This is a genomic window from Streptomyces roseoviridis (assembly GCF_039535235.1).
In the GTDB taxonomy this organism is placed as follows: domain Bacteria; phylum Actinomycetota; class Actinomycetes; order Streptomycetales; family Streptomycetaceae; genus Streptomyces; species Streptomyces roseoviridis.
On record NZ_BAAAWU010000001.1, the window covers coordinates 3302528 to 3320187 of the forward strand.

Annotated in this window: 16 protein-coding genes; 8 read left to right on the plus strand and 8 right to left on the minus strand. The window is 74.5% G+C overall.

The features are described 5' to 3' along the window. Nucleotides 1-29 precede the first annotated feature (29 nt). Entirely contained in the window at nt 30-413 is a 384-nt protein-coding gene (locus ABD954_RS14875) for a cold-shock protein (RefSeq protein WP_031073201.1), read from the minus strand. Nucleotides 414-580: 167 nt separating this feature from the next. On the opposite strand from ABD954_RS14875, the gene ABD954_RS14880 reads away from it, so the two are divergent. Beyond that, complete coding sequence (locus ABD954_RS14880; protein ID WP_345486513.1) at nt 581-859, plus strand: hypothetical protein; 279 nt, start codon at nt 581-583, stop codon at nt 857-859. Here ABD954_RS14880 and ABD954_RS14885 read toward each other — a convergent pair. Further along, nucleotides 847-1491, minus strand: coding sequence for an HAD family hydrolase (locus ABD954_RS14885; RefSeq protein ID WP_382745603.1), 645 nt, complete (start codon nt 1489-1491; stop codon nt 847-849). The two genes, ABD954_RS14880 and ABD954_RS14885, sit on opposite strands and share 13 nt — an antisense overlap. Before the next feature lie 126 nt (nt 1492-1617). Between ABD954_RS14885 and ABD954_RS14890 the strand changes: the two genes are divergently transcribed. Genes ABD954_RS14890 through ABD954_RS14900 form a run of 3 tightly spaced genes read left to right on the plus strand, consistent with a single transcriptional unit; the run spans nt 1618 to nt 4525 of the window. Next, nucleotides 1618-2631 carry a FecCD family ABC transporter permease gene (locus tag ABD954_RS14890; protein ID WP_345486515.1) on the plus strand — a complete coding sequence of 338 codons (1014 nt, stop codon included), beginning with the start codon at nt 1618-1620 and terminating at the stop codon, nt 2629-2631. Then, a complete protein-coding gene (locus tag ABD954_RS14895) occupies nt 2628-3707 on the plus strand; it encodes a FecCD family ABC transporter permease (protein ID WP_345486516.1) in 1080 nt (359 codons plus the stop codon). The genes ABD954_RS14890 and ABD954_RS14895 overlap by 4 nt, the downstream gene beginning before the upstream one ends. After that, nucleotides 3704-4525 carry an ABC transporter ATP-binding protein gene (locus ABD954_RS14900; protein ID WP_345486517.1) on the plus strand — a complete coding sequence of 274 codons (822 nt, stop codon included), beginning with the start codon at nt 3704-3706 and terminating at the stop codon, nt 4523-4525. Before ABD954_RS14895 ends, ABD954_RS14900 begins: the two co-directional genes overlap by 4 nt. A 340-nt stretch (nt 4526-4865) precedes the next feature. Here ABD954_RS14900 and ABD954_RS14905 read toward each other — a convergent pair whose 3' ends face one another. After that, on the minus strand, nt 4866-5774 hold the full coding sequence (locus ABD954_RS14905) for a hypothetical protein (protein ID WP_345486519.1): 909 nt from the start codon (nt 5772-5774) through the stop codon (nt 4866-4868). Between the two features lie 41 nt (nt 5775-5815). On the opposite strand from ABD954_RS14905, the gene ABD954_RS14910 reads away from it, so the two are divergent. After that, nucleotides 5816-8374: a helicase-associated domain-containing protein gene (locus ABD954_RS14910; protein WP_345486521.1), complete on the plus strand. Its 2559-nt coding sequence runs from the start codon at nt 5816-5818 to the stop codon at nt 8372-8374. A 34-nt stretch (nt 8375-8408) separates the two neighbouring features. On the opposite strand, the gene ABD954_RS14915 is transcribed toward ABD954_RS14910, so the two are convergent. After that, complete coding sequence (locus tag ABD954_RS14915; protein WP_345486522.1) at nt 8409-8795, minus strand: Uma2 family endonuclease; 387 nt, start codon at nt 8793-8795, stop codon at nt 8409-8411. A 304-nt stretch (nt 8796-9099) separates the two neighbouring features. On the opposite strand from ABD954_RS14915, the gene ABD954_RS14920 reads away from it, so the two are divergent. Then, nucleotides 9100-10746, plus strand: coding sequence for a DNA repair helicase XPB (locus ABD954_RS14920; protein WP_345486523.1), 1647 nt, complete (start codon nt 9100-9102; stop codon nt 10744-10746). Between the two features lie 79 nt (nt 10747-10825). Here the strand turns inward: ABD954_RS14920 and ABD954_RS14925 are convergent, their stop codons facing one another. Beyond that, nucleotides 10826-11041 carry a hypothetical protein gene (locus ABD954_RS14925; RefSeq protein WP_345486524.1) on the minus strand — a complete coding sequence of 72 codons (216 nt, stop codon included), beginning with the start codon at nt 11039-11041 and terminating at the stop codon, nt 10826-10828. A gap of 358 nt (nt 11042-11399) precedes the next feature. Here ABD954_RS14925 and ABD954_RS14930 point away from each other — a divergent pair, with 358 nt between their 5' ends. Beyond that, on the plus strand, nt 11400-13373 hold the full coding sequence (locus ABD954_RS14930; RefSeq protein WP_345492185.1) for a HelD family protein: 1974 nt from the start codon (nt 11400-11402) through the stop codon (nt 13371-13373). On the opposite strand, the gene ABD954_RS14935 is transcribed toward ABD954_RS14930, so the two are convergent. The 3 genes from ABD954_RS14935 to ABD954_RS14945 all read right to left on the minus strand — a co-directional run bounded on the left by ABD954_RS14935 (nt 13370) and on the right by ABD954_RS14945 (nt 17159). Next, entirely contained in the window at nt 13370-14293 is a 924-nt protein-coding gene (locus ABD954_RS14935; protein ID WP_345486525.1) for an aminoglycoside phosphotransferase family protein, read from the minus strand. The genes ABD954_RS14930 and ABD954_RS14935 overlap by 4 nt on opposite strands. Nucleotides 14294-15421: 1128 nt before the next feature. Then, complete coding sequence (locus tag ABD954_RS14940; protein WP_345486526.1) at nt 15422-16123, minus strand: copper homeostasis protein CutC; 702 nt, start codon at nt 16121-16123, stop codon at nt 15422-15424. Nucleotides 16124-16175: 52 nt separating this feature from the next. Then, the gene (locus tag ABD954_RS14945) at nt 16176-17159 is read right to left on the minus strand and encodes a hypothetical protein (RefSeq protein WP_345486527.1); all 984 of its coding nucleotides are present in this window, start codon (nt 17157-17159) and stop codon (nt 16176-16178) included. Between the two features lie 184 nt (nt 17160-17343). On the opposite strand from ABD954_RS14945, the gene ABD954_RS14950 reads away from it, so the two are divergent. Next, nucleotides 17344-17634 (plus strand): heavy-metal-associated domain-containing protein, encoded by a 291-nt coding sequence (locus tag ABD954_RS14950; protein WP_345486528.1) that lies wholly within the window; start codon nt 17344-17346, stop codon nt 17632-17634. Nucleotides 17635-17660: the final 26 nt, after the last annotated feature.

Here is a 17660-nt window from a genome sequence, read left to right on the forward strand (position 1 = left end):
GGGGCTCGCTCCGGGGCCCTCTGCGGGGATCAGACGTCGAGCTGGTCCGCGACCGCCCGCAGCAGGCCGGCGATCTTCTTGCCGTGGACCTTGTCGGGGTAGCGGCCGCGCTCCAGCATCGGCGTGATGTTCTCCAGGAGCGTGGTCAGGTCCTGCACGATCGACGCCAGCTCGTCGGGCTTGCGGCGCTGCGCCGCGGCGACCGAGGGGGTCGGGTCGAGGACCGTCACGGAGAGCGCCTGGTCACCGCGCTGCCCGGCGACCACGCCGAACTCCACGCGCTGCCCCGGCTTGAGGGCGTCGACTCCGGCGGGGAGCACCGACGAGTGGACGAAGACGTCGCCGCCGTCGTCGCGGGAGAGAAAGCCGAAGCCCTTCTCGCTGTTGAACCATTTGACCTTGCCGGTAGGCACGTCCGTCCTCGTCTTCGTACTCGATGGGTGCGCCGGGGTCCCGGCTCCGTGTGGGAAAAGAAATACAGCGGGTCACCGACCACGCCGGCATCAAGGCTAATGGGCTGTGGCCCGGTGACAAGACGCCACCGGTCCGTTCTCCTCGGCCAGGGAACTACCCTGGCCGAATGCTTCGTGAAACCCCCTCCGCCCCCTCGGACGACAGCGCCCCCGGTGACGGGCTCGTCCGCGCCGGTGCGATCGTCTTCATCGTCGGCGCGGTCGCGACGCTGGTCACGGTGGCTCCGCTGTTCCTGGGGACCGACCCGTTCCCCACGGTCGCGTACCTCGTGTCGATGCTGATGGGGGTCGGCTTCCTCATCGCCGGTGCGGGCGTGCTCCGCTCGATCACCGTCCAGCGCCGCCGGGCCAGGGCCGTGCAGGCCGCGACCGGTCAGCCCAGGTAGCCCTCCCACCAGCTCCGGAAGTCCGTCAGGTCGGCCAGGACGACGTCCGCGCCGGCCGCCCGCAGCTCCTCGGCGCCGCAGGGGCCGGTGGCCACCGCGACCGACAGCGCCCCCGCGGTCGCCGCGCCGCGCACGTCGCCGATGTGGTCGCCGACGTACACCCCGGCGCCGTGGGCGCGCAGCGCCTCCGCCTTGCCCTCGGCCCACAGTCCGCCGACGACGGCGTCGGGCTCGATGCCCAGGTGGGACAGGTGGAGCCTGGCGTGCGGCTCGTTCTTGGCGGTGACGACGACGGTCCGGCCGCCCGCCTCGCGAACGGCCTGAATCGCATCCCTCGCGCCCGGCAGCGGAAGGCTCGGCTCTATCGCGTACGTCGGGTACAGCGTCCGGTAGTGCGCCGCCGTCTCCTGGACCCGCTCGGCGGGGAACCACTCGGCGATCTCGTGCTCCAGCGGCGGGCCGAGCCGGGAGACGGCCAGGTCCGCGTCGATCGCGACCCCGGTCGCCGCCGTGAGGGCGACGTACGTGGCCCGGATGCCGGGCCGCGAGTCGATGAGGGTCATGTCCAGGTCGAAGCCGACGGTGGGGACGGCGGCGAAGGCCGCGGCGCGGGGCGATTCCATGGGGGTCATTCTGCCGGTGGGCGAGAATCGGCCACTGTCTAGACTTAGCGAAGCCTTACCGAAGCCCGACGCCTCGCGCCTCACCGATGCCGTGGCCGAGGCTCGCACCACTGCCCGCAGCTCCGATGGGTGTCCATGACCGCCATACGTACCCGACGCGCCTCACGGCGGGTCGTCGCGACCACGGCGGCGGTCGTCGCCCTGCTGCTCGCCGTCCTGCTCAGTCTGGCGGTGGGCGCCCGCCCCGTCGCGCCCGCCACCGTCCTCGACGCGCTGCTGCACGGGGCCACCAGCCCCGACGCCGAGGTCGTCCGGGAGCTGCGGGTGCCCCGCACCCTCATCGGCCTCATGGTCGGCGCGGCGCTCGCCCTGGCCGGAACCGCCCTCCAGGGCATCACCCGCAACCCGATCGCCGACCCCGGCATCCTCGGCATCAGCCAGGGCGCTTCGGCCGGCGTCGTCCTCGCCATCGCCGTCGCCGGGGTGCACACGCTCGGCGGCTACGTGTGGTTCGCCTTCGCGGGCGCCGCGCTCGCGTCCGTCGCCGTGTACGCCATCGCCTCCAGCGGCCGGGGCGGGGCGACGCCCGTGAAGCTGGCCCTCGGCGGGGCGGCGATCAACGCGCTGCTGCTGTCCGTGACGACCGGCGTGCTGACGACCCGGGCCTCCGCGCTCGACGAGTTCCGGTTCTGGCAGATCGGCTCCCTCGACGGCCGCGACACCCAGATCGTCGCCCAGACCTGGCCCTTCCTCCTCCTCGGCGCCCTGCTCGTGCTCTCCGTGGCCCGCGGGCTGGACGCGCTCGCGCTCGGCGAGGACGTCGCCAAGGGCCTCGGGCAGCGGGTCGCGACCGTGCGGATCGTCGGCGGGGTCGGCGCGACCGTGCTGACCGGCGCCGGGGTCGCCGCGGCCGGTCCGATCGCCTTCGTCGGCCTCGCCGTCCCCCACATCGCCCGCGCCGTCGTCGGCGGCGACCACCGCTGGGTGCTGCCGATGGCGGCGCTCATCGGACCGGTGATGCTGCTGGTGTCGGACGTCGTGGGCCGGGTCCTCTTCCCGCCGGGCGAGGTCCCGGCGGGCGTGATGACGGCCCTCATCGGCGTGCCGTTCCTGGTGACCCTCGTGCGCCGGAAGGCGGTCCCGGCATGACCGCCGTCTCCCCGCCCGTACGGGTTGCCCGCTCCGCGCCCGTGCGCCCGGCCGGCTACGGCCTGGTCCGCGCCGGACGCGCCTCCTTCCTGGTGCACCGGCGGTCCGCCCTGGTCGCCGTGGGCCTGCTCCTCGTCCTGGCCGCCGCCTCGGTCGCGTACCTCTGCGTCGGCGAGCGCTTCGTCCCGCCCTCGGAGGTCGTGAAGGTCCTCCTCGGCGACGGCAGCTCCTTCGTCGTCGAGGAACTGCGGCTGCCGCGCCTCGCGACCGGTCTGATGGCCGGGGCGGCCTTCGGGGTCGCGGGCGCGCTCATCCAGACCGTCGCCCGCAATCCGCTCGCCAGCCCGGACGTCATCGGCATCAGCCAGGGCGCGGGCGCGGTGACGGTCGCGGCGATGACCTTCGGGCTCACCTCGTACGCCGTCATCCCTTACGTGTCGATCGCGGGCGGGCTGCTCGCGGCCGGGCTCGTGTACGTGTTCGCCTGGCGCGGCGGGCTGCACGCGACCCGGTTCGTGCTCATCGGCATCGGCTTCGCGATCGCGCTGCGTTCGCTGACCCACCTGTTCATGACCAAGGGCGACTACCTGGTCGCCCAGCAGGCCCAGATCTGGATGACGGGCTCCCTCAACGGGCGCGGCTGGGACGAGTCGCTGCCGCTGCGGGTGACGCTGCTCGTGATGCTGCCGGCCGTGCTGTGGGCGGCGCGGGCGCAGCGGACGGTGTCGCTCGACGACGACACGGCCACCGCGCTCGGCGTCCGGCTGGGACGGGTGCGGCTCGGGCTGGTCGCGGTCGGCGTGGTCCTGGCGTCGGTCGCGACGGGCGTCGCCGGGCCGGTGGACTTCGTGGCGCTGCTCGCGCCGCAGATCGCCCGCAGGACCACCCGGACCGCGCAGATCCCGCTGCTGTGCTCGGCGCTCACGGGCGCCCTCGTCGTGATCCTCGCCGACCTGCTGGGCAGGCGGCTCCTCGCGCCCACCGAACTGCCGGTGGGCGTCCTGACGGCGGCGGTCGGCGCCCCGTACCTGATCTGGCTGATCATGCGCAGCCGTGGAGTGGGAGGCAAGGCGTGACCGTCGTCTCGAAGGCGGACAGCAGCAGGCTGACGACGCGGAAGCTGACCCTCGCGTACGAGGAGCGGACCGTCGTCCAGGAGCTCGACCTGGCGATCCCGGACGGCGAGGTCACCGTCATCGTCGGCCCCAACGCGTGCGGCAAGTCGACCACCTTGCGGGCGCTGGGCCGGCTGCTCAGGCCGCGGGGCGGGGCCGTCCTCCTCGACGGGGAGGAGCTCGCGAAGCTCCCCACGAAGCGCATCGCCCAGCAGATCGGCCTGCTGCCGCAGACCCCGGTCGCCCCGGAGGCCATCACGGTGGCCGACCTGGTGGCGCGGGGGCGCCAGCCGCACCAGGCGTGGTGGAAGCAGTGGTCGGAGGAGGACGAGCGGGCCGTCGTCGACGCCATGGAGCGCACGGACGTCGCCGGCCTCGCCCACCGGTCGGTGGACGAGCTGTCGGGCGGCCAGCGCCAGCGGGTCTGGATCGCGATGGCCCTGGCCCAGGAGACCGACCTGCTCCTCCTCGACGAGCCCACCACCTACCTGGACATCGCCCACCAGGTCGAGGTCCTGGACCTGGTCCGGCGCCTGAACCGGGTACGCGGCCGGACCGTGGTGATCGTCCTCCACGACCTGAACCAGGCGGCCCGGTACGCCGACCACCTGGTCGCCATGAAGACGGGCCGCGTGGTCGCGGAGGGCCCACCGGCCGAGGTGGTCACGGCGGAACTGGTACGCGAGGTCTTCGGCCTGGACTCGGTGGTCGTCCCGGACCCTGTGACGGGCTCCCCCCTGGTGGTACCGGGGGCGCCGTGGGGAGCGGAGCGGGACTGAGGGGGACGGGCCCCCCGCGGCGGGGCGCGGGGCCACGGCCGTGGGGAGCGGAGCGGGACTGAGGGGGACGGACCACCCGCGGCCGGGCCGCGGGGCCACGGCCGTGGGGATCGGCGCGAAGCCGGCGCCCGGGTGCCCGGGCACCGGGTGCCCCCGGGGGCGACACCGAGGCGGCGCCCGCTTCCGGGACGCCGGATCCCGGCCGTGGGGCGACCCCGGGGCGACACCCGCTGCGCGGAGACGGCCGGGTCCGACCGGTCACCGCGGCGCCGATCACGAGCGCGGCGGCCTCCGGGAACAGCACCGGCACCGGTCCGCCCGACCCCGCCCCGGCGTACTCCTAGCGGGCCGCCCGGCGGGCCCGCCACAGCAGGAAGAGGGCCGAGGCGACGGCCGCCGCGCGCAGGGTCCAGGGCCAGGTGGCGGCGAGGGCCGCGCCCAGGGCGTCCTCGCCGGGGCCGACGGGGGCGCCCCAGCGGCCCTCGACACGGCCCCACAGCCAGACGATCCCGGCGGTGACGGCGAGCCCGGGGACCACCAGGACGGCGCCGCGGCGCTCACGGGAGGCGTAGGCGAGGAGCCAGCCCGCGGCGAGCGGGAGCAGCCAGCCGAAGGCCGCGCCGGCCAGCAGGAGCAGCGCCGAGACCAGGAGCAGGGGGCTGCCGAGGCGCAGGCCGCGGACCCCGCCCGGCCGGCCGGACCGTCCCCCTTCCCCGTCCACGGCCTCCGGCGCTTCCGCGCCCTCGTCCCCGTCCCCGTCCCGGCCCCCGTCCTCGTCCTCGTCGGCCGGCGGGGGCTTCAACAGCTCCGGGATCTCCACGCCCCCGACGAAACCCGGCACCTCGACGGTGCCCAGCGCGTCCGTCCCGTCCGTACGCCACCAGTCCGAGGCCGCACCCGCGCCTGCGCCCCGGCCCCGGTCCGGCTCCGCCTCCGGCGCCCGCGGCCCCGGCACGGCAGCCCCGGGAACGGCGGGATCGGCGGGAGCCCCGGGAACGGCGGGATCGGCGGGACCGGACCCGGTCCCCGGCGCCACGCGGTCGACGACCTCGTCCGGCGTACCGAGCTCGCCCAGGATCCCGGACACGCCTTCGCCCCGCACCGCGCGGCGCCGCTCGATCTCGTCGCGCAGGCCCGCGACCAGCTCGCGCCGCTCGGCCGCCGGCACCTGCCGCTGCTGCGCCAGATCACCGACCCGGCTCAGATAGTCGAAGACCAACCGGTCGTTCTCGATCCCCTCGATCCCCACGGCATGACGTTAGCGCCTGCGCAGGGGCTAACGTGGTGCGGATGGGGATCGGTGAGCTCGACCGGGAGGCGCACGTGCCCGCAGGAACGGACGACGGCGCGGCCAAGGGTGCCGGCGCGCCGCCGCGCACCCTCGCGGAGGCGCTGCGCGCCGGCGGCGACGAAGCGCTCGCCGCGCTGCTGCGCGCCCGCCCGGACCTCCTCACTCCGGTGCCCAACGACCTGACGCAGCTGGCCACCCGGGCCGGCACCCGGGGTTCCGTGGTCCGGGCCCTCGAACGGCTCGACCGGTTCGCCCTCCAGACGGCCGAAGCCCTCGCCGTGGCCCCGGACCCCGCCCCGTACACCGTGCTCCTCGGCCTGCTCACGGGCGACGGCGGGCACCCGGACGCCCCGGCGATCGAGGCGGCACTGCCGCGCGCGCTCGCCGTGCTGCGCGAGCAGGCGCTCGTGTGGGGCGACGACGAACGGCTGCGGCTCGTGCGGACCGCGCGCGAGCTGCTCGCGCCGTCGCCACAGCACCCCTCCCCCACCGGCCTCGGCCCGACGGTCGCGGAAGCCACGGCCGGCATGTCGCCCGGCCGGCTCCAGGAGATCGTCGCGGCGGCCGGGCTGCCCCCGACGCACGACCCCGTGTCGGCGGTGGCGGCACTGACCGCCCTGTTCACGGACCGTACGAAGATGGCGGCGCTGCTCGACACCGCGCCGCCGGAGGCGCTCGCCGTCCTCGACCGGCTCGTGTGGGGCCCTCCGTACGGCGAGGTGACGGCCGACCCGACGCCGCCGGTGCGCTGGCTGCGCGACCGCGGGCTGCTGCTGCCCGCCTCGACGCGGACGGTGGTGCTGCCCCGGGAGGCGGCCCTGCATCTGCGCGGCGGGCGGGCGCACCGCACGCCGGAGCCGACGGCTCCGACGGTGGTGGCGGCCCGCGACCACCGTCCACAGGTGGTGGACAACGCGGCGGCCGGGCAGGCGTACACGGCCCTGTCCACCATCGAGGAGCTCCTGAAGTCCTGGAACCAGGGCGGCCCACCGGTGCTGCGGGCCGGCGGCCTGGCCGTACGGGACCTCAAGCGCACCGCCACGGCCCTCGACCTGCCGGAACCCACGGCGGCGTTCTGGCTGGAGCTCGCGTACGGGGCGGGGCTGCTCGCCTCGGACGGGCAGGCGGACGAGCGCTACGCGCCGACGCCCGCCTACGACGACTGGCTCGACCTGCCGCCCGCCGAACGGTGGGTGCGCCTCGCCGCCGCCTGGCTGGCCGCGACCCGCGTGCCGGGCGTGGTCGGCACCCAGGACACCAAGGGCCGCACGCTCGCCGCGCTCGGCCCCGGCCTCGACCGGGGCCCGGCGGTCGAGGTCCGCCGCCGGGTCCTCGGCCTCCTGGCCACCCTGCCGCCCGGCGCCGCCGCCGACCGGGAGTCGGTGCTCGCCCGGCTGCGCTGGGACCGGCCGCTGCGGGGCGGCGGCGACCAGGCCGCGGACCTGCGGGCCCGGATCGCGACCTGGACCCTGGAGGAGGCCGAACTCCTCGGCGTCACCGGCCGCGGCGCGCTCGCCTCGCCCGCCCGGGCACTGCTCAACCTGCCGCTGGCCGAGCCCGCCGACGACGACGCCCTCGACAGCCACGCCCACGACTGCGAACCGGCCGTCGCCGCCTCCCGGGCCGCGACCCTGCTCGCCCCGCTGCTGCCCGAGGCCGTCGACCACGTCCTGCTCCAGGCCGACCTGACCGCGGTCGCGCCGGGCCCGCTGCGCCGCCCGCTCGCCGAGACGCTGTCCGTGCTCGCCGACGTGGAGTCCAAGGGCGGCGCGACGGTCTACCGCTTCACGCCCGCCTCCGTACGCCGTGCCCTCGACGCCGGGCGCAGCGCTTCCGACCTGCACGACTTCCTGACCTCCCACTCGCGCACCCCGGTGCCGCAGCCACTGGCCTACCTCATCGACGACGTGGCCCGGAAGCACGGCCATCTGCGGATCGGCGCCGCGTCCGGATACGTCCGCTGCGACGACGACGCCCTGCTCGGCGAGATCCTCGCCGACCGCCGCTCCGCCCCCCTGCGGCTGCGCCGCCTGGCGCCGACGGTGCTCGCCGCCCAGGCGGACCCGGCGGCGCTCCTCGAAGGGCTGCGGGCGATGGGCTACGCACCGGCCGCCGAGTCCGCCGAGGGCGACGTCCTGATCACCCGCGCGGACGCCTACCGCACCCCGCCCCGTACCGCCCCGGCCCCCGTCCAGGACGGCCCGCCCGCGCCCGACGCCACGCTCCTCACCGCCGCCGTCCGGGCGATCCGGGCCGGCGACCGGGCGGCGACGGTCCACCGCAAGGAGCCCGCGTCGGCGGCCCCGACCGCCTCCGGCGGCCTGCCCCGCACCTCCGCCGCCGAGACCCTCGCCACCGTCCAGGCCGCCGCGATGACCGGCTCGGCCGTCTGGATCGGCTACGTGAACGCCGAGGGCGCCGCCAGCCAGCGCGTGATCGCCCCGGTCCGCGTCGAGGGCGGCTTCGTGACGGGCTACGACCACACGGCCGACGAGGTCCGCACGTATCCGCTGCACCGGATCACGGGCGTGGCGGAACTGGCGGACGACGAGGTCTAGACACTTCCTCCCAAGCCTTCCTCCGCCCTCCGGATCAGGCGCGGGGGCTGACCAGGGTGCCGGGGTCGATCGTGAGCGGGAACGGCGTCTCGATCTCCGTCTCCCGTCCCGCCTCGGCCACGGTCCTCTCGACGTAGCGGCCGTCCACCAGCTCGGTGACGATCAGCGCCGTCTCGGGCTCCAGCTCCAGTCGCCACAGGTGCTCGATGCCCGCCTCCGCGTAATAGGGCGGCTTGAGGAGACGGTCCGTGCGCCGTCCGGACGACGAAGGCGAGACGATCTCGACGACGAGGAGCACGGCCTCGGCATCCACGGTGATCGGATCCTCGGCGGCGGCGGCCGCTTCGACGACGACGATGTCGGGGATGAAGAGTCCGTCGGGCAGGACCACATGGACGGCTTCCATCGCCTCGGCCGACACGCCGGCCTGCTACACGACGGCATCCAGGAGGTGCCACAGCCTCGACGACGCACGCTGGTGCTTGAATCCCGGAGCTGGTGACACCAAGAGCGCTTCCCCCATCAATTCACGACGTTCACCACGGTCCTCCCCCAGAGCCAGCACCTCTTCTGTCGTCCAGGGACCGTGGTGCGGATCGTGCGCGACGCTCATCTCGCCACCTCCCTCTCGGCGGTCCGTCGCAACCAGTGCGGCAGGCCCCTCGGACATCGGCCGGGCTTCAGGCAGACTGGATGTTTGGCCACGTGGAAGGGATACGCAGCACGTGAACGGTCCACTCATCGTCCAGAGCGACAAGACACTCCTCCTGGAGGTCGACCACGAGCAGGCCGAGGCGTGCCGTCGGGCCATCGCCCCCTTCGCCGAGCTGGAGCGGGCGCCCGAGCACATCCACACGTACCGGGTCACGCCGCTCGGGCTGTGGAACGCACGGGCGGCGGGGCACGACGCCGAGCAGGTCGTCGACGCGCTCGTGGAGTTCTCGCGGTATCCGGTGCCGCACGCGCTGCTCGTGGACGTCGCCGAGACGATGGCGCGCTACGGGCGCCTGACCCTGTCCAAGCACCCGGTGCACGGTCTCGTGCTCACCACCACCGACCGCCCGGTCCTGGAGGAGGTGCTGCGCTCCAAGAAGGTGCAGCCGCTGGTCGGGCAGCGGATCGACCAGGACACCGTGGCCGTGCACCCCTCGGAACGCGGCCAGATCAAGCAGACGCTGCTCAAGCTCGGCTGGCCCGCCGAGGACCTGGCCGGCTACGTGGACGGCGAGGCGCACCCCATCGACCTGGCCGAGGACGGCTGGGCGCTGCGGCCGTACCAGCAGCAGGCCGTCGAGGGCTTCTGGCACGGCGGCTCGGGCGTCGTCGTGCTGCCCTGCGGCGCGGGCAAGACGCTGGTCGGGGCCGGGGCGATGGCCAAGGCGCGGGCGACCACGCTGATCCTGGTGACGAACACCGTCTCGGCCCGCCAGTGGAAGCACGAGCTGGTCAAGCGGACCTCGCTCACCGAGGACGAGATCGGCGAGTACAGCGGGACGAAGAAGGAGATCCGGCCGGTCACCATCGCCACCTACCAGGTGCTGACGACCCGCCGGAAGGGCGTCTACCCGCACCTGGAGCTGTTCGACTCCCGCGACTGGGGCCTGATCGTCTACGACGAGGTGCACCTGCTGCCGGCGCCCGTCTTCAAGTTCACCGCCGACCTCCAGGCGCGCCGGCGCCTCGGCCTCACGGCGACGCTCGTGCGCGAGGACGGGCGCGAGTCCGACGTCTTCTCCCTCATCGGCCCCAAGCGCTTCGACGCGCCGTGGAAGGAGATCGAGGCACAGGGCTACATCGCGCCCGCCGACTGCGTCGAGGTGCGGGTCGACCTCACCGACGCGGAACGGCTCGCGTACGCGACGGCCGAGGCGGAGGAGAAATACCGCTTCTGCGCCACGACGGCCACCAAGCGGCGGGTCACCGAGGCCCTGGTGAGGAAGTTCGCCGGACAGCAGATCCTCGTCATCGGGCAGTACATCGACCAGCTCGACGAGCTCGGCGAGCACCTGGACGCGCCGGTGATCAAGGGCGAGACGTCGAACGCGCAGCGCGAGAAGCTGTTCGACGCCTTCCGCAACGGCGAGATCAGCGTCCTGGTGGTGTCGAAGGTCGCGAACTTCTCGATCGACCTGCCCGAGGCCACGGTCGCCATCCAGGTCTCCGGCACCTTCGGCTCCCGCCAGGAGGAGGCCCAGCGCCTCGGCCGGGTGCTGCGTCCGAAGGCGGACGGGCACCAGGCGCACTTCTACTCCGTGGTCGCCCGCGACACCATCGACCAGGACTTCGCCGCCCACCGACAGCGGTTCCTGGCCGAGCAGGGGTACGCCTACCGGATCGTGGACGCGAGCGAGCTGCTGGCCGCCGGGGAGTGACGCCGGCGCGCCGGAGTACGGCGAGGGGCCCCGTCCACTGCGGACGGGGCCCCTTCCGGTGAGAACGTGCCGGTCGCCCTCAGGCCCCGGGGCGGCCGATGTGCGCGGGGCGGGGGTCGCGCACGCCGGCCTCCCGGGCGTCCGGCCCGTCGTAGGAGCCGAGGAGGACGACGGAGACGGCGGCGGAGCCGAAGGCGCGTACCGCGCGGAGCCCGGAGGCGAGCGGGCGACGGGCGGTCCGGCGGGGTATCCGGGTCGAGGACGTGGTCGCGGGGGTGAGGGCGGTGGCGGTCATGCATCCATGATGCGAATCGGACATACCGAACACATCGGTCCCCGGGCTGAACCCGGCTCCCCCTGAGGTCGGACCCCGACCCCTACGGGAGGCCGCCCCCGCTCCGGGCCGGAAAAAGCGTTCGCCCCGATCGCCGGGTGCCCGCTACACTCGCCTGCTTCCCCGCCTCCCGCACGGCTCTCGCGCGCGGAGCGCCGCCGTCCGGTCGGAAACCGGCGGCCACCTGACGTGTCCGCGCATCACCCCGTCCGGAGGCTCCACCGTGTCCGCACCGTCCACGCTGTCCGCCGACGACCCGCTCGCACCCCTCGCCCGCGAGCGCGCCCACCTCGCCGCGTCCCGCGCCGCCCTGCGCGCCATGCGCGAGGACGTGGAATCGCTCGACATCAAGGACGTCACCGCGAACTGGGTCAACGCCGTCGTCCTCACCCGCCAGATCGAGGACCGCATCAAGGCGCTCGCCGACCTCGCCGACACGCCGCTGTTCTTCGGCCGCCTCGACTACCTGCACACCACGCAGGAAGGACAGCGCTTCTACATCGGCCGGCGGCACGTCCACGACGCCGACGGCGACCCGATGGTGATCGACTGGCGCGCCCCCGTCTCCCAGCCGTTCTACCGGGCCTCGAAGAAGGACCCGCAGGACGTGGGACTGCGGCGCCGGTTCGGCTACACGGGCGGCGAGCTCACCGCGTACGAGGACGAGCACCTGTCCGACCCGACGGAGCTGGAGCGGACCAGCCGACTGCTCCAGGCGGAGATCGAACGGCCGCGCGTCGGCCCCATGCGGGACATCGTCGCCACCATCCAGCCCGAGCAGGACGAGATCGTCCGCTCCGACCTCGCCGGCACGGTCTGCGTGCAGGGCGGACCGGGCACCGGAAAGACGGCCGTCGGCCTGCACCGGGTCGCCTACCTCCTCTACGCCCACCGGGAGCGCCTCGCCCGCACGGGCACGCTGGTCATCGGACCGAACCGCTCCTTCCTCCACTACATCGAGCAGGTGCTGCCCGCGCTCGGCGAGCTGGAGGTCCAGCAGGCGACCGTCGACGACCTCGTCGCCCACGTCGAGGTGCGCGGCACGGACGAGGCCGCGACCGCCGTCGTCAAGGGCGACGCCCGGATGGCCGAGGTGCTGCGGCGGGCGGTGTGGTCGCACGTGACCATGCCGGCCGAGCCGCTGATGGTGGTCCGCGGCTCCCGGCGCTGGCGGGTGCCCGCCCATGAACTGGAGGAGATCGTCCGCGAGTTGACCGACCGCGACATCCGCTACGGGGCGGCCCGCGAGGCCCTGCCGCAGCGCGTCGCGCACGCCGTCCTCGTCCGCATGGAGCAGGCCGGCGAGGCCCCCGACGACCGGGTGCAGAACGCGGTGGCCCGCAACCCCGCCGTCAAGGCCCTCGTGAAGGAGTGCTGGCCCGCGGTCGACCCGGCGAAGCTGGTGCTGCGGCTGCTGGGCGACGCCGACTTCCTGGCCGAGCACGCGGCGGGAATCCTCGACGAGGAGGAGCAGAAACTCCTGCTGTGGGCGAAGCCGTACCGGAGCGTGAAGTCGGCGAAGTGGTCGGCGGCGGACGCGGTGCTGATCGACGAGGCGAAGGACCTGGTGGAGCGGACGCATTCGCTCGGCCACGTCGTCCTCGACGAGGCGCAGGACCTCTCCCCCATGCAGTACCGGGCGGTGGGCCGGCGCTGCACCACCGGCTCGGCGACCGTCCTCGGCGACCTGGCGCAGGGCACGACGCCCTGGGCCACGCAGAGCTGGGCGCAGGCGCTCGCGCACCTGGGCAAGCCGGAGGCGGTCGTGGAGGAGCTGACGGCCGGTTTCCGCGTGCCGCGCGAGGTCATCGCGTACGCCTCACGGCTGCTGCCGCACATGTCGCCGGGGCTCGCACCGGTGGAGTCGGTCCGCGAGAACCCCGGCTCGCTGACGATCCGGCCCTCGACCCCCGCGTCGCTGGACGCGGACGTGGTGGCGGCGTGCGGGGAAGCCCTCGGACACGAGGGCTCCATCGGCCTGATCGCCGCCGACGCCCGGATCGCCCCGCTCGCGGAGGCCCTGGCGGCGGCGGGCCTGACCCCGCTCTCCCCCGGCGAGGAGACGACCGCCGAGTCCCGCCTGACCCTCGTCCCCGCCTCGCTCGCCAAGGGCCTCGAATACGACTACGTGGTCCTCGACGAACCGGCCGCCGTGGTCGACGGCGAACCGGACGAGCGGACGGGGCTGCGGCGGCTGTACGTGGCGCTGACGCGTGCGGTGTCGGGACTGACGGTCGTTCACGCCGCGGAACTGCCGGAGCAGTTGGCCCCCGGATCCGGACCGGTCGGCTAGCCGGGGATCGAGGCGTACTCGGGCAGGGCCTGGGTCCAGGCGCGGTGCGCCACCTCGGCGAGGACCGGGTTCTTCCCCCGGTAGTAGTGCTCGGTCACGATCCCCCAGCACAGGGCCCAGCCCCGCCCGCGCGCCCAGGTCGCGTCGTCGACCCGGGCCGCCTCCCGGAAGAGAGGCCGGGTCTCGGGGGTGAGGAGGGTCCAGGCCGCCATCATGTCGCAGGCGGGATCGCCGGTGCCGAGCCCGCCCCAGTCGATGACGGCGCTCAGCCGGCCGTCGCGGGTCAGCAGGTTGCCGGGCAGCAGGTCACCGTGCACCCAGACGGGTGCGCGGTCCCACTGCGGGAGCCGGAGCACCGCCTCCCAGGCGGCGGTCGCGGCGGCCGCGTCGAGGGTGCCGTCCTCGCCGAGCTCACGGATGGCCTGCGCCATGCCGCCCTCCTCCCACTCGGTGACGTGACCGCCCCGGAAGGACACGGGCCCGCCGGTGGCGTCCACCGTGCGCAGGGCGGCACCGAAACGCCCCAACGCGACGGCGGCCGAGGCGAGATCACCGACCGGCGCCTCGTACGCGTCGGATCCGTCCAGCCACCGGAACACCGACCACGCCTGCCCGAACCCCTCACCCGGCACGCCGCGCCCCACCGGCACGGGTACGGGCAACGGCAACGCCGGCGCCAGCAGCGGCAACCACCGCTGCTCCTTCTCCACCTGCCCCTGCGCCCAGTCGGCCTTCGGCAACCGCACGACGAGCTCGTCCCCGAGCCGGAACATCGCGTTGTCCGTCCCGGCCGTCTCCAACTGCCGTACGGGCAGCTCGGCCCAGTGGGGGAACTGCGAGGCGACGAGACGGCGGACGAGATCCGCGTCGAGGGGCGGGGAGGGGTGCGGGGAGGGGGGCGTGGGCGGGGTGGGCTGCATGCGGCGGAGGGTACGGGGGCGGCCGAGGGGACCGCCAGGGGATTTGCCCGAGAGGGGGCGACGGAGGATGCCCGGTTGCTGATCGTCGTTCGCGACGACGGCCGTCTCTGCCGCAGGGGGGGGAAGTTGGTGGGGTGGGCTGAGGGGGGTGGTGTTGGGTGCGGGTCTTGGGTGCTCGGGGTGACCGTGTCGGGTGTGCTTCTGGATCGGCCGCCCTCTCTCCGAGTGTGGCCCCCTCCGCCGGCCCCTCAAGGGCGCTCCCTTCGGTCGCGTCGCTGCGCGATGGCCTTTGGCCCCCCTTGACCGGCCGGCTCCGGGGTCCTTTACACACTCGGAGGGCGGCCGGGGGCGTGGCCGCGCGGCAAGGCCGGGTATCGGCCGGGCGGCGTGGGCGGGTGGCGGGCTGGTGGGTGGGGGCTGGGTTTGTGGCGGGGTCGTGGACGTCCCTTCCCGCCGTGGGGGTGCGCAGACGTGGAATGGGGCGCCCGATGTCGGGTTCGGCGGCGACCGGCCGTCGTCTGGTCGGGATTCAAGCCCCGCTGGTCACTGTGTGCGGGTGGAGAGGGTGGTCGGCGGCGGCCCGGCGGTGCAAACTGCCCTCTCGCGGGCTGTGATGTGACGGCGGTGAACTGCTGTGACAGGCGTGGCACTTCGACTGTCTCGGCAAGGGAGTTTGCATCGCCGAGCCTCCCGCGATTGCCCTCCCCACCCACACACAGTGACCAGCGGGGCTTGAATCCCAGCCGACCGACTACCGCTCGCCGCCGAACCGGCATTGGGCACCCCATTCCACGGCCGCGCATCCCCCACGAGGGGAGCGGCCTTCCCGGCGCCCGCCAAGAACCCGGCCCCCACCCACCAACCCGCCACCCGCCCACGCCGCCCGGCCGATACCCGGCCTTGCCGCGCGGCCACGCCCCCGGCCGCCCTCCGAGTGTGTAAAGGACCCCGAAGCCGGCCGGTCAAGGGTGGAGCGAAGCGGAATCGCGCAGCGACGCGACGAAGGAGCGCCCTTGAGGGGCCGGCGAAGGGGGCCACACTCGGAGAGAGGGCGGCCGATCCAGAAGCACACCCGACACGGTCACCCCGGCAGGGCCCAGACCCGCACCCCCACCACCACCCCCCGCCCTACCCCCGGTCCACCGCCTCCCGCCACTTCCTGACCGCCTCCACCGACACCGGCGCCGTCCAGCCGTTCGGGCGGGCCGCCCCTCCGATGTGGAAGGCCGTCAGGCCGGCGGCGCGCAGCGCGGGGAGGTGGTCCAGGCGGAGGCCGCCCCCCACCAGGATCTGCGGCTCGTAGCCCGGCTCACCCGCCCTCGCCGCCTCCGCCTCCAGCGTCGTCAGGCCGTCGTCCACGCCGGTCGGCGCGCCCGCCGTGAGATACGTGTCCAGGCCCGGCAGGTCCGCCAGCTGCTTGCGCAGCGCGTCACGGTCGGCCGCCCGGTCGATCGCCCGGTGGAAGGTCCACCGGCTGCCCTCCAGGACCGCGATCAGCCGCTCCACCGCCACCAGGTCCGGCTCGCCCTCCGCCGTCAGGAAGCCGAGGACGAACTCCGTCGCCCCCGCCGCCCGGAGCTCGGACGCCCTCGCCACCAGCGCGTCGACGTGCTCCGCGTCCCCCGCCTCGAAGCCGTCCGTCAGCCTGAGCATCACCCGCAGCGGGATGTCCACCGCCGCCCGGATCGCCGCGAAGCCCGCCGTCGACGGGGTCAGTCCGTCCGCCGCCATGTCGGTGACCAGCTCCAGACGGTCCGCCCCACCGGCCTGGGCTGCGACGGCGTCCCGCTCGTCGAGGGCGATCACCTCCAGCACTGCACGGTCGCTCATCGAGCCCAACCTCCACGGTTCGCACGCCTACAGGTCTAGTCCAATGAACAGCCTAGCCGTGCGCGTGGCCGTCCGCACCGTGCGACGGCTGTTCCGCCGGCCCGCTCGCCGGCCCGCTCACCGGCGCGCCGCCGCCCGCGCGGACCGTGAACGCGGCCGTCCGCACCGTGCCCCCGTGCTGGAAGTCCAGGAACAGCCGGTACGTCCCCGCGCTCGGCGCGGTCGCCGTGAAGGAGACGTCCGGGCCGGGGCCGCCCTCGTTGGGGTGGACGTGGAGGTAGGCCAGGTCTCCCTCGCGCAGGGCGACGAGGTGCCCGTACGCCCCGAGGTAGGGCTCCAGGTCGGTGACCGGCCGGCCGGCCTTCGTGACGGTGAGCCGCAGTTCGCCCGCCTTGCCCGGGTCCAGCGTCCCGCCGAGCCGCACCTGGTAGCCGTCCACGTCGGCCGTCGGCGAGACGGGCGGCATCGGCTTCGGGGCGTACGCGCCGGGGACGGCCAGGTCGACGCCGAGCGTGATGCCCTTCGCACCCTTGACCGCCGGCTTGAAGTCGGCGAACGCCTTGTAGGCGCCGGCCGACGGCAGGTCCGCGTCGACCGTCCAGGTGCCGTCGGGGGCCTTCTCGGGGTGCAGGTGGCGGAAGACGGTGAGGTCGCGCGAGGCGACGATGAAGTGGAGCTCCTTGCCGTGCTCCGTGGTGAACGCGGTGACCTTCTTGCCGGCCCCGTCCTTGATGGAGAACCGGAGCACGCTGCGCCCGGCGGGGGGCGTCGGGGTCTCCAGGGCGAGGGTGTAGCCGCCGTCCGAGACCTGGAGCCCGCCGGCCGCGGGGGCGTTCGCCTCCGCGTGGCCCGCGTGCCCCGCCCGCTCCGTGCGGGCGTCCTCGCCCGCGCCCTTCGGCGCCGCCTCCGCGTGCCCGCCGTGCTCCGCCTTCTTCGGCTCGTCGAAGGGGCCGACGCCCTTGCCGACCCCGTACGCGGTCCCGAAGGTCGCGGCGAGCGCGGCGGCAAAGGCAGTGATCTTCACTCCGGTGTTCATGACTGCTCTCCCGTACGTGGGTGGCCTGGCGACGGGACCCTTCTGGACCCTTCACTGCACCTCACCATACCCCTAGGGGGTATCAAGTCAAGTCGGCGACACGCTTGCCATCCGATACGGCCCGGGGGTATACATGGACTCACCGCGATACCCCCGGAGGGTATCCAAGCCAAGGAGGAAGACCATGGGTTCCTGCTGCACCCCCGACAACAGCTGCTCGACCGGCACCGTCGAGGTCTCGACGGCCACCGCCGTCGCCGACAGCACCACCACCGTCTACGCCGTCTCCGGCATGACCTGCGGCCACTGCAAGACCGCCATCACCAACTCCGTCAGCGCGCTCGACGGCGTCATCTCCGTCGACGTCGACGTCGCCGGCGGCCTGGTGACCGTCACCACCGGTGGCGAGCCCGACGACGCCAAGATCGCCGCGGCGGTCGACGACGCGGGCTACGAGCTGACCGGCCGCGCCTGACCGGCGCCCTCGGCGCCAGCCGGCCG

What these genes read in the sequence shown, in the direction of transcription:
- ABD954_RS14880 (WP_345486513.1), top strand. Translation starts at nt 581, where the DNA reads ATGCTTCGTGAAACCCCCTCCGCCCCCTCGGACGACAGCGCCCCCGGT.
- ABD954_RS14885 (WP_382745603.1), bottom strand. Translation starts at nt 1,491, where the DNA reads ATGACCCCCATGGAATCGCCCCGCGCCGCGGCCTTCGCCGCCGTCCCC.
- ABD954_RS14890 (WP_345486515.1), top strand. Translation starts at nt 1,618, where the DNA reads ATGACCGCCATACGTACCCGACGCGCCTCACGGCGGGTCGTCGCGACC.
- ABD954_RS14895 (WP_345486516.1), top strand. Translation starts at nt 2,628, where the DNA reads ATGACCGCCGTCTCCCCGCCCGTACGGGTTGCCCGCTCCGCGCCCGTG.
- ABD954_RS14910 (WP_345486521.1), top strand. Translation starts at nt 5,816, where the DNA reads ATGGGGATCGGTGAGCTCGACCGGGAGGCGCACGTGCCCGCAGGAACG.
- ABD954_RS14925 (WP_345486524.1), bottom strand. Translation starts at nt 11,041, where the DNA reads ATGACCGCCACCGCCCTCACCCCCGCGACCACGTCCTCGACCCGGATA.
- ABD954_RS14930 (WP_345492185.1), top strand. Translation starts at nt 11,400, where the DNA reads ATGCGCGAGGACGTGGAATCGCTCGACATCAAGGACGTCACCGCGAAC.
- ABD954_RS14935 (WP_345486525.1), bottom strand. Translation starts at nt 14,293, where the DNA reads ATGCAGCCCACCCCGCCCACGCCCCCCTCCCCGCACCCCTCCCCGCCC.
- ABD954_RS14940 (WP_345486526.1), bottom strand. Translation starts at nt 16,123, where the DNA reads ATGAGCGACCGTGCAGTGCTGGAGGTGATCGCCCTCGACGAGCGGGAC.
- ABD954_RS14945 (WP_345486527.1), bottom strand. Translation starts at nt 17,159, where the DNA reads ATGAACACCGGAGTGAAGATCACTGCCTTTGCCGCCGCGCTCGCCGCG.
- ABD954_RS14950 (WP_345486528.1), top strand. Translation starts at nt 17,344, where the DNA reads ATGGGTTCCTGCTGCACCCCCGACAACAGCTGCTCGACCGGCACCGTC.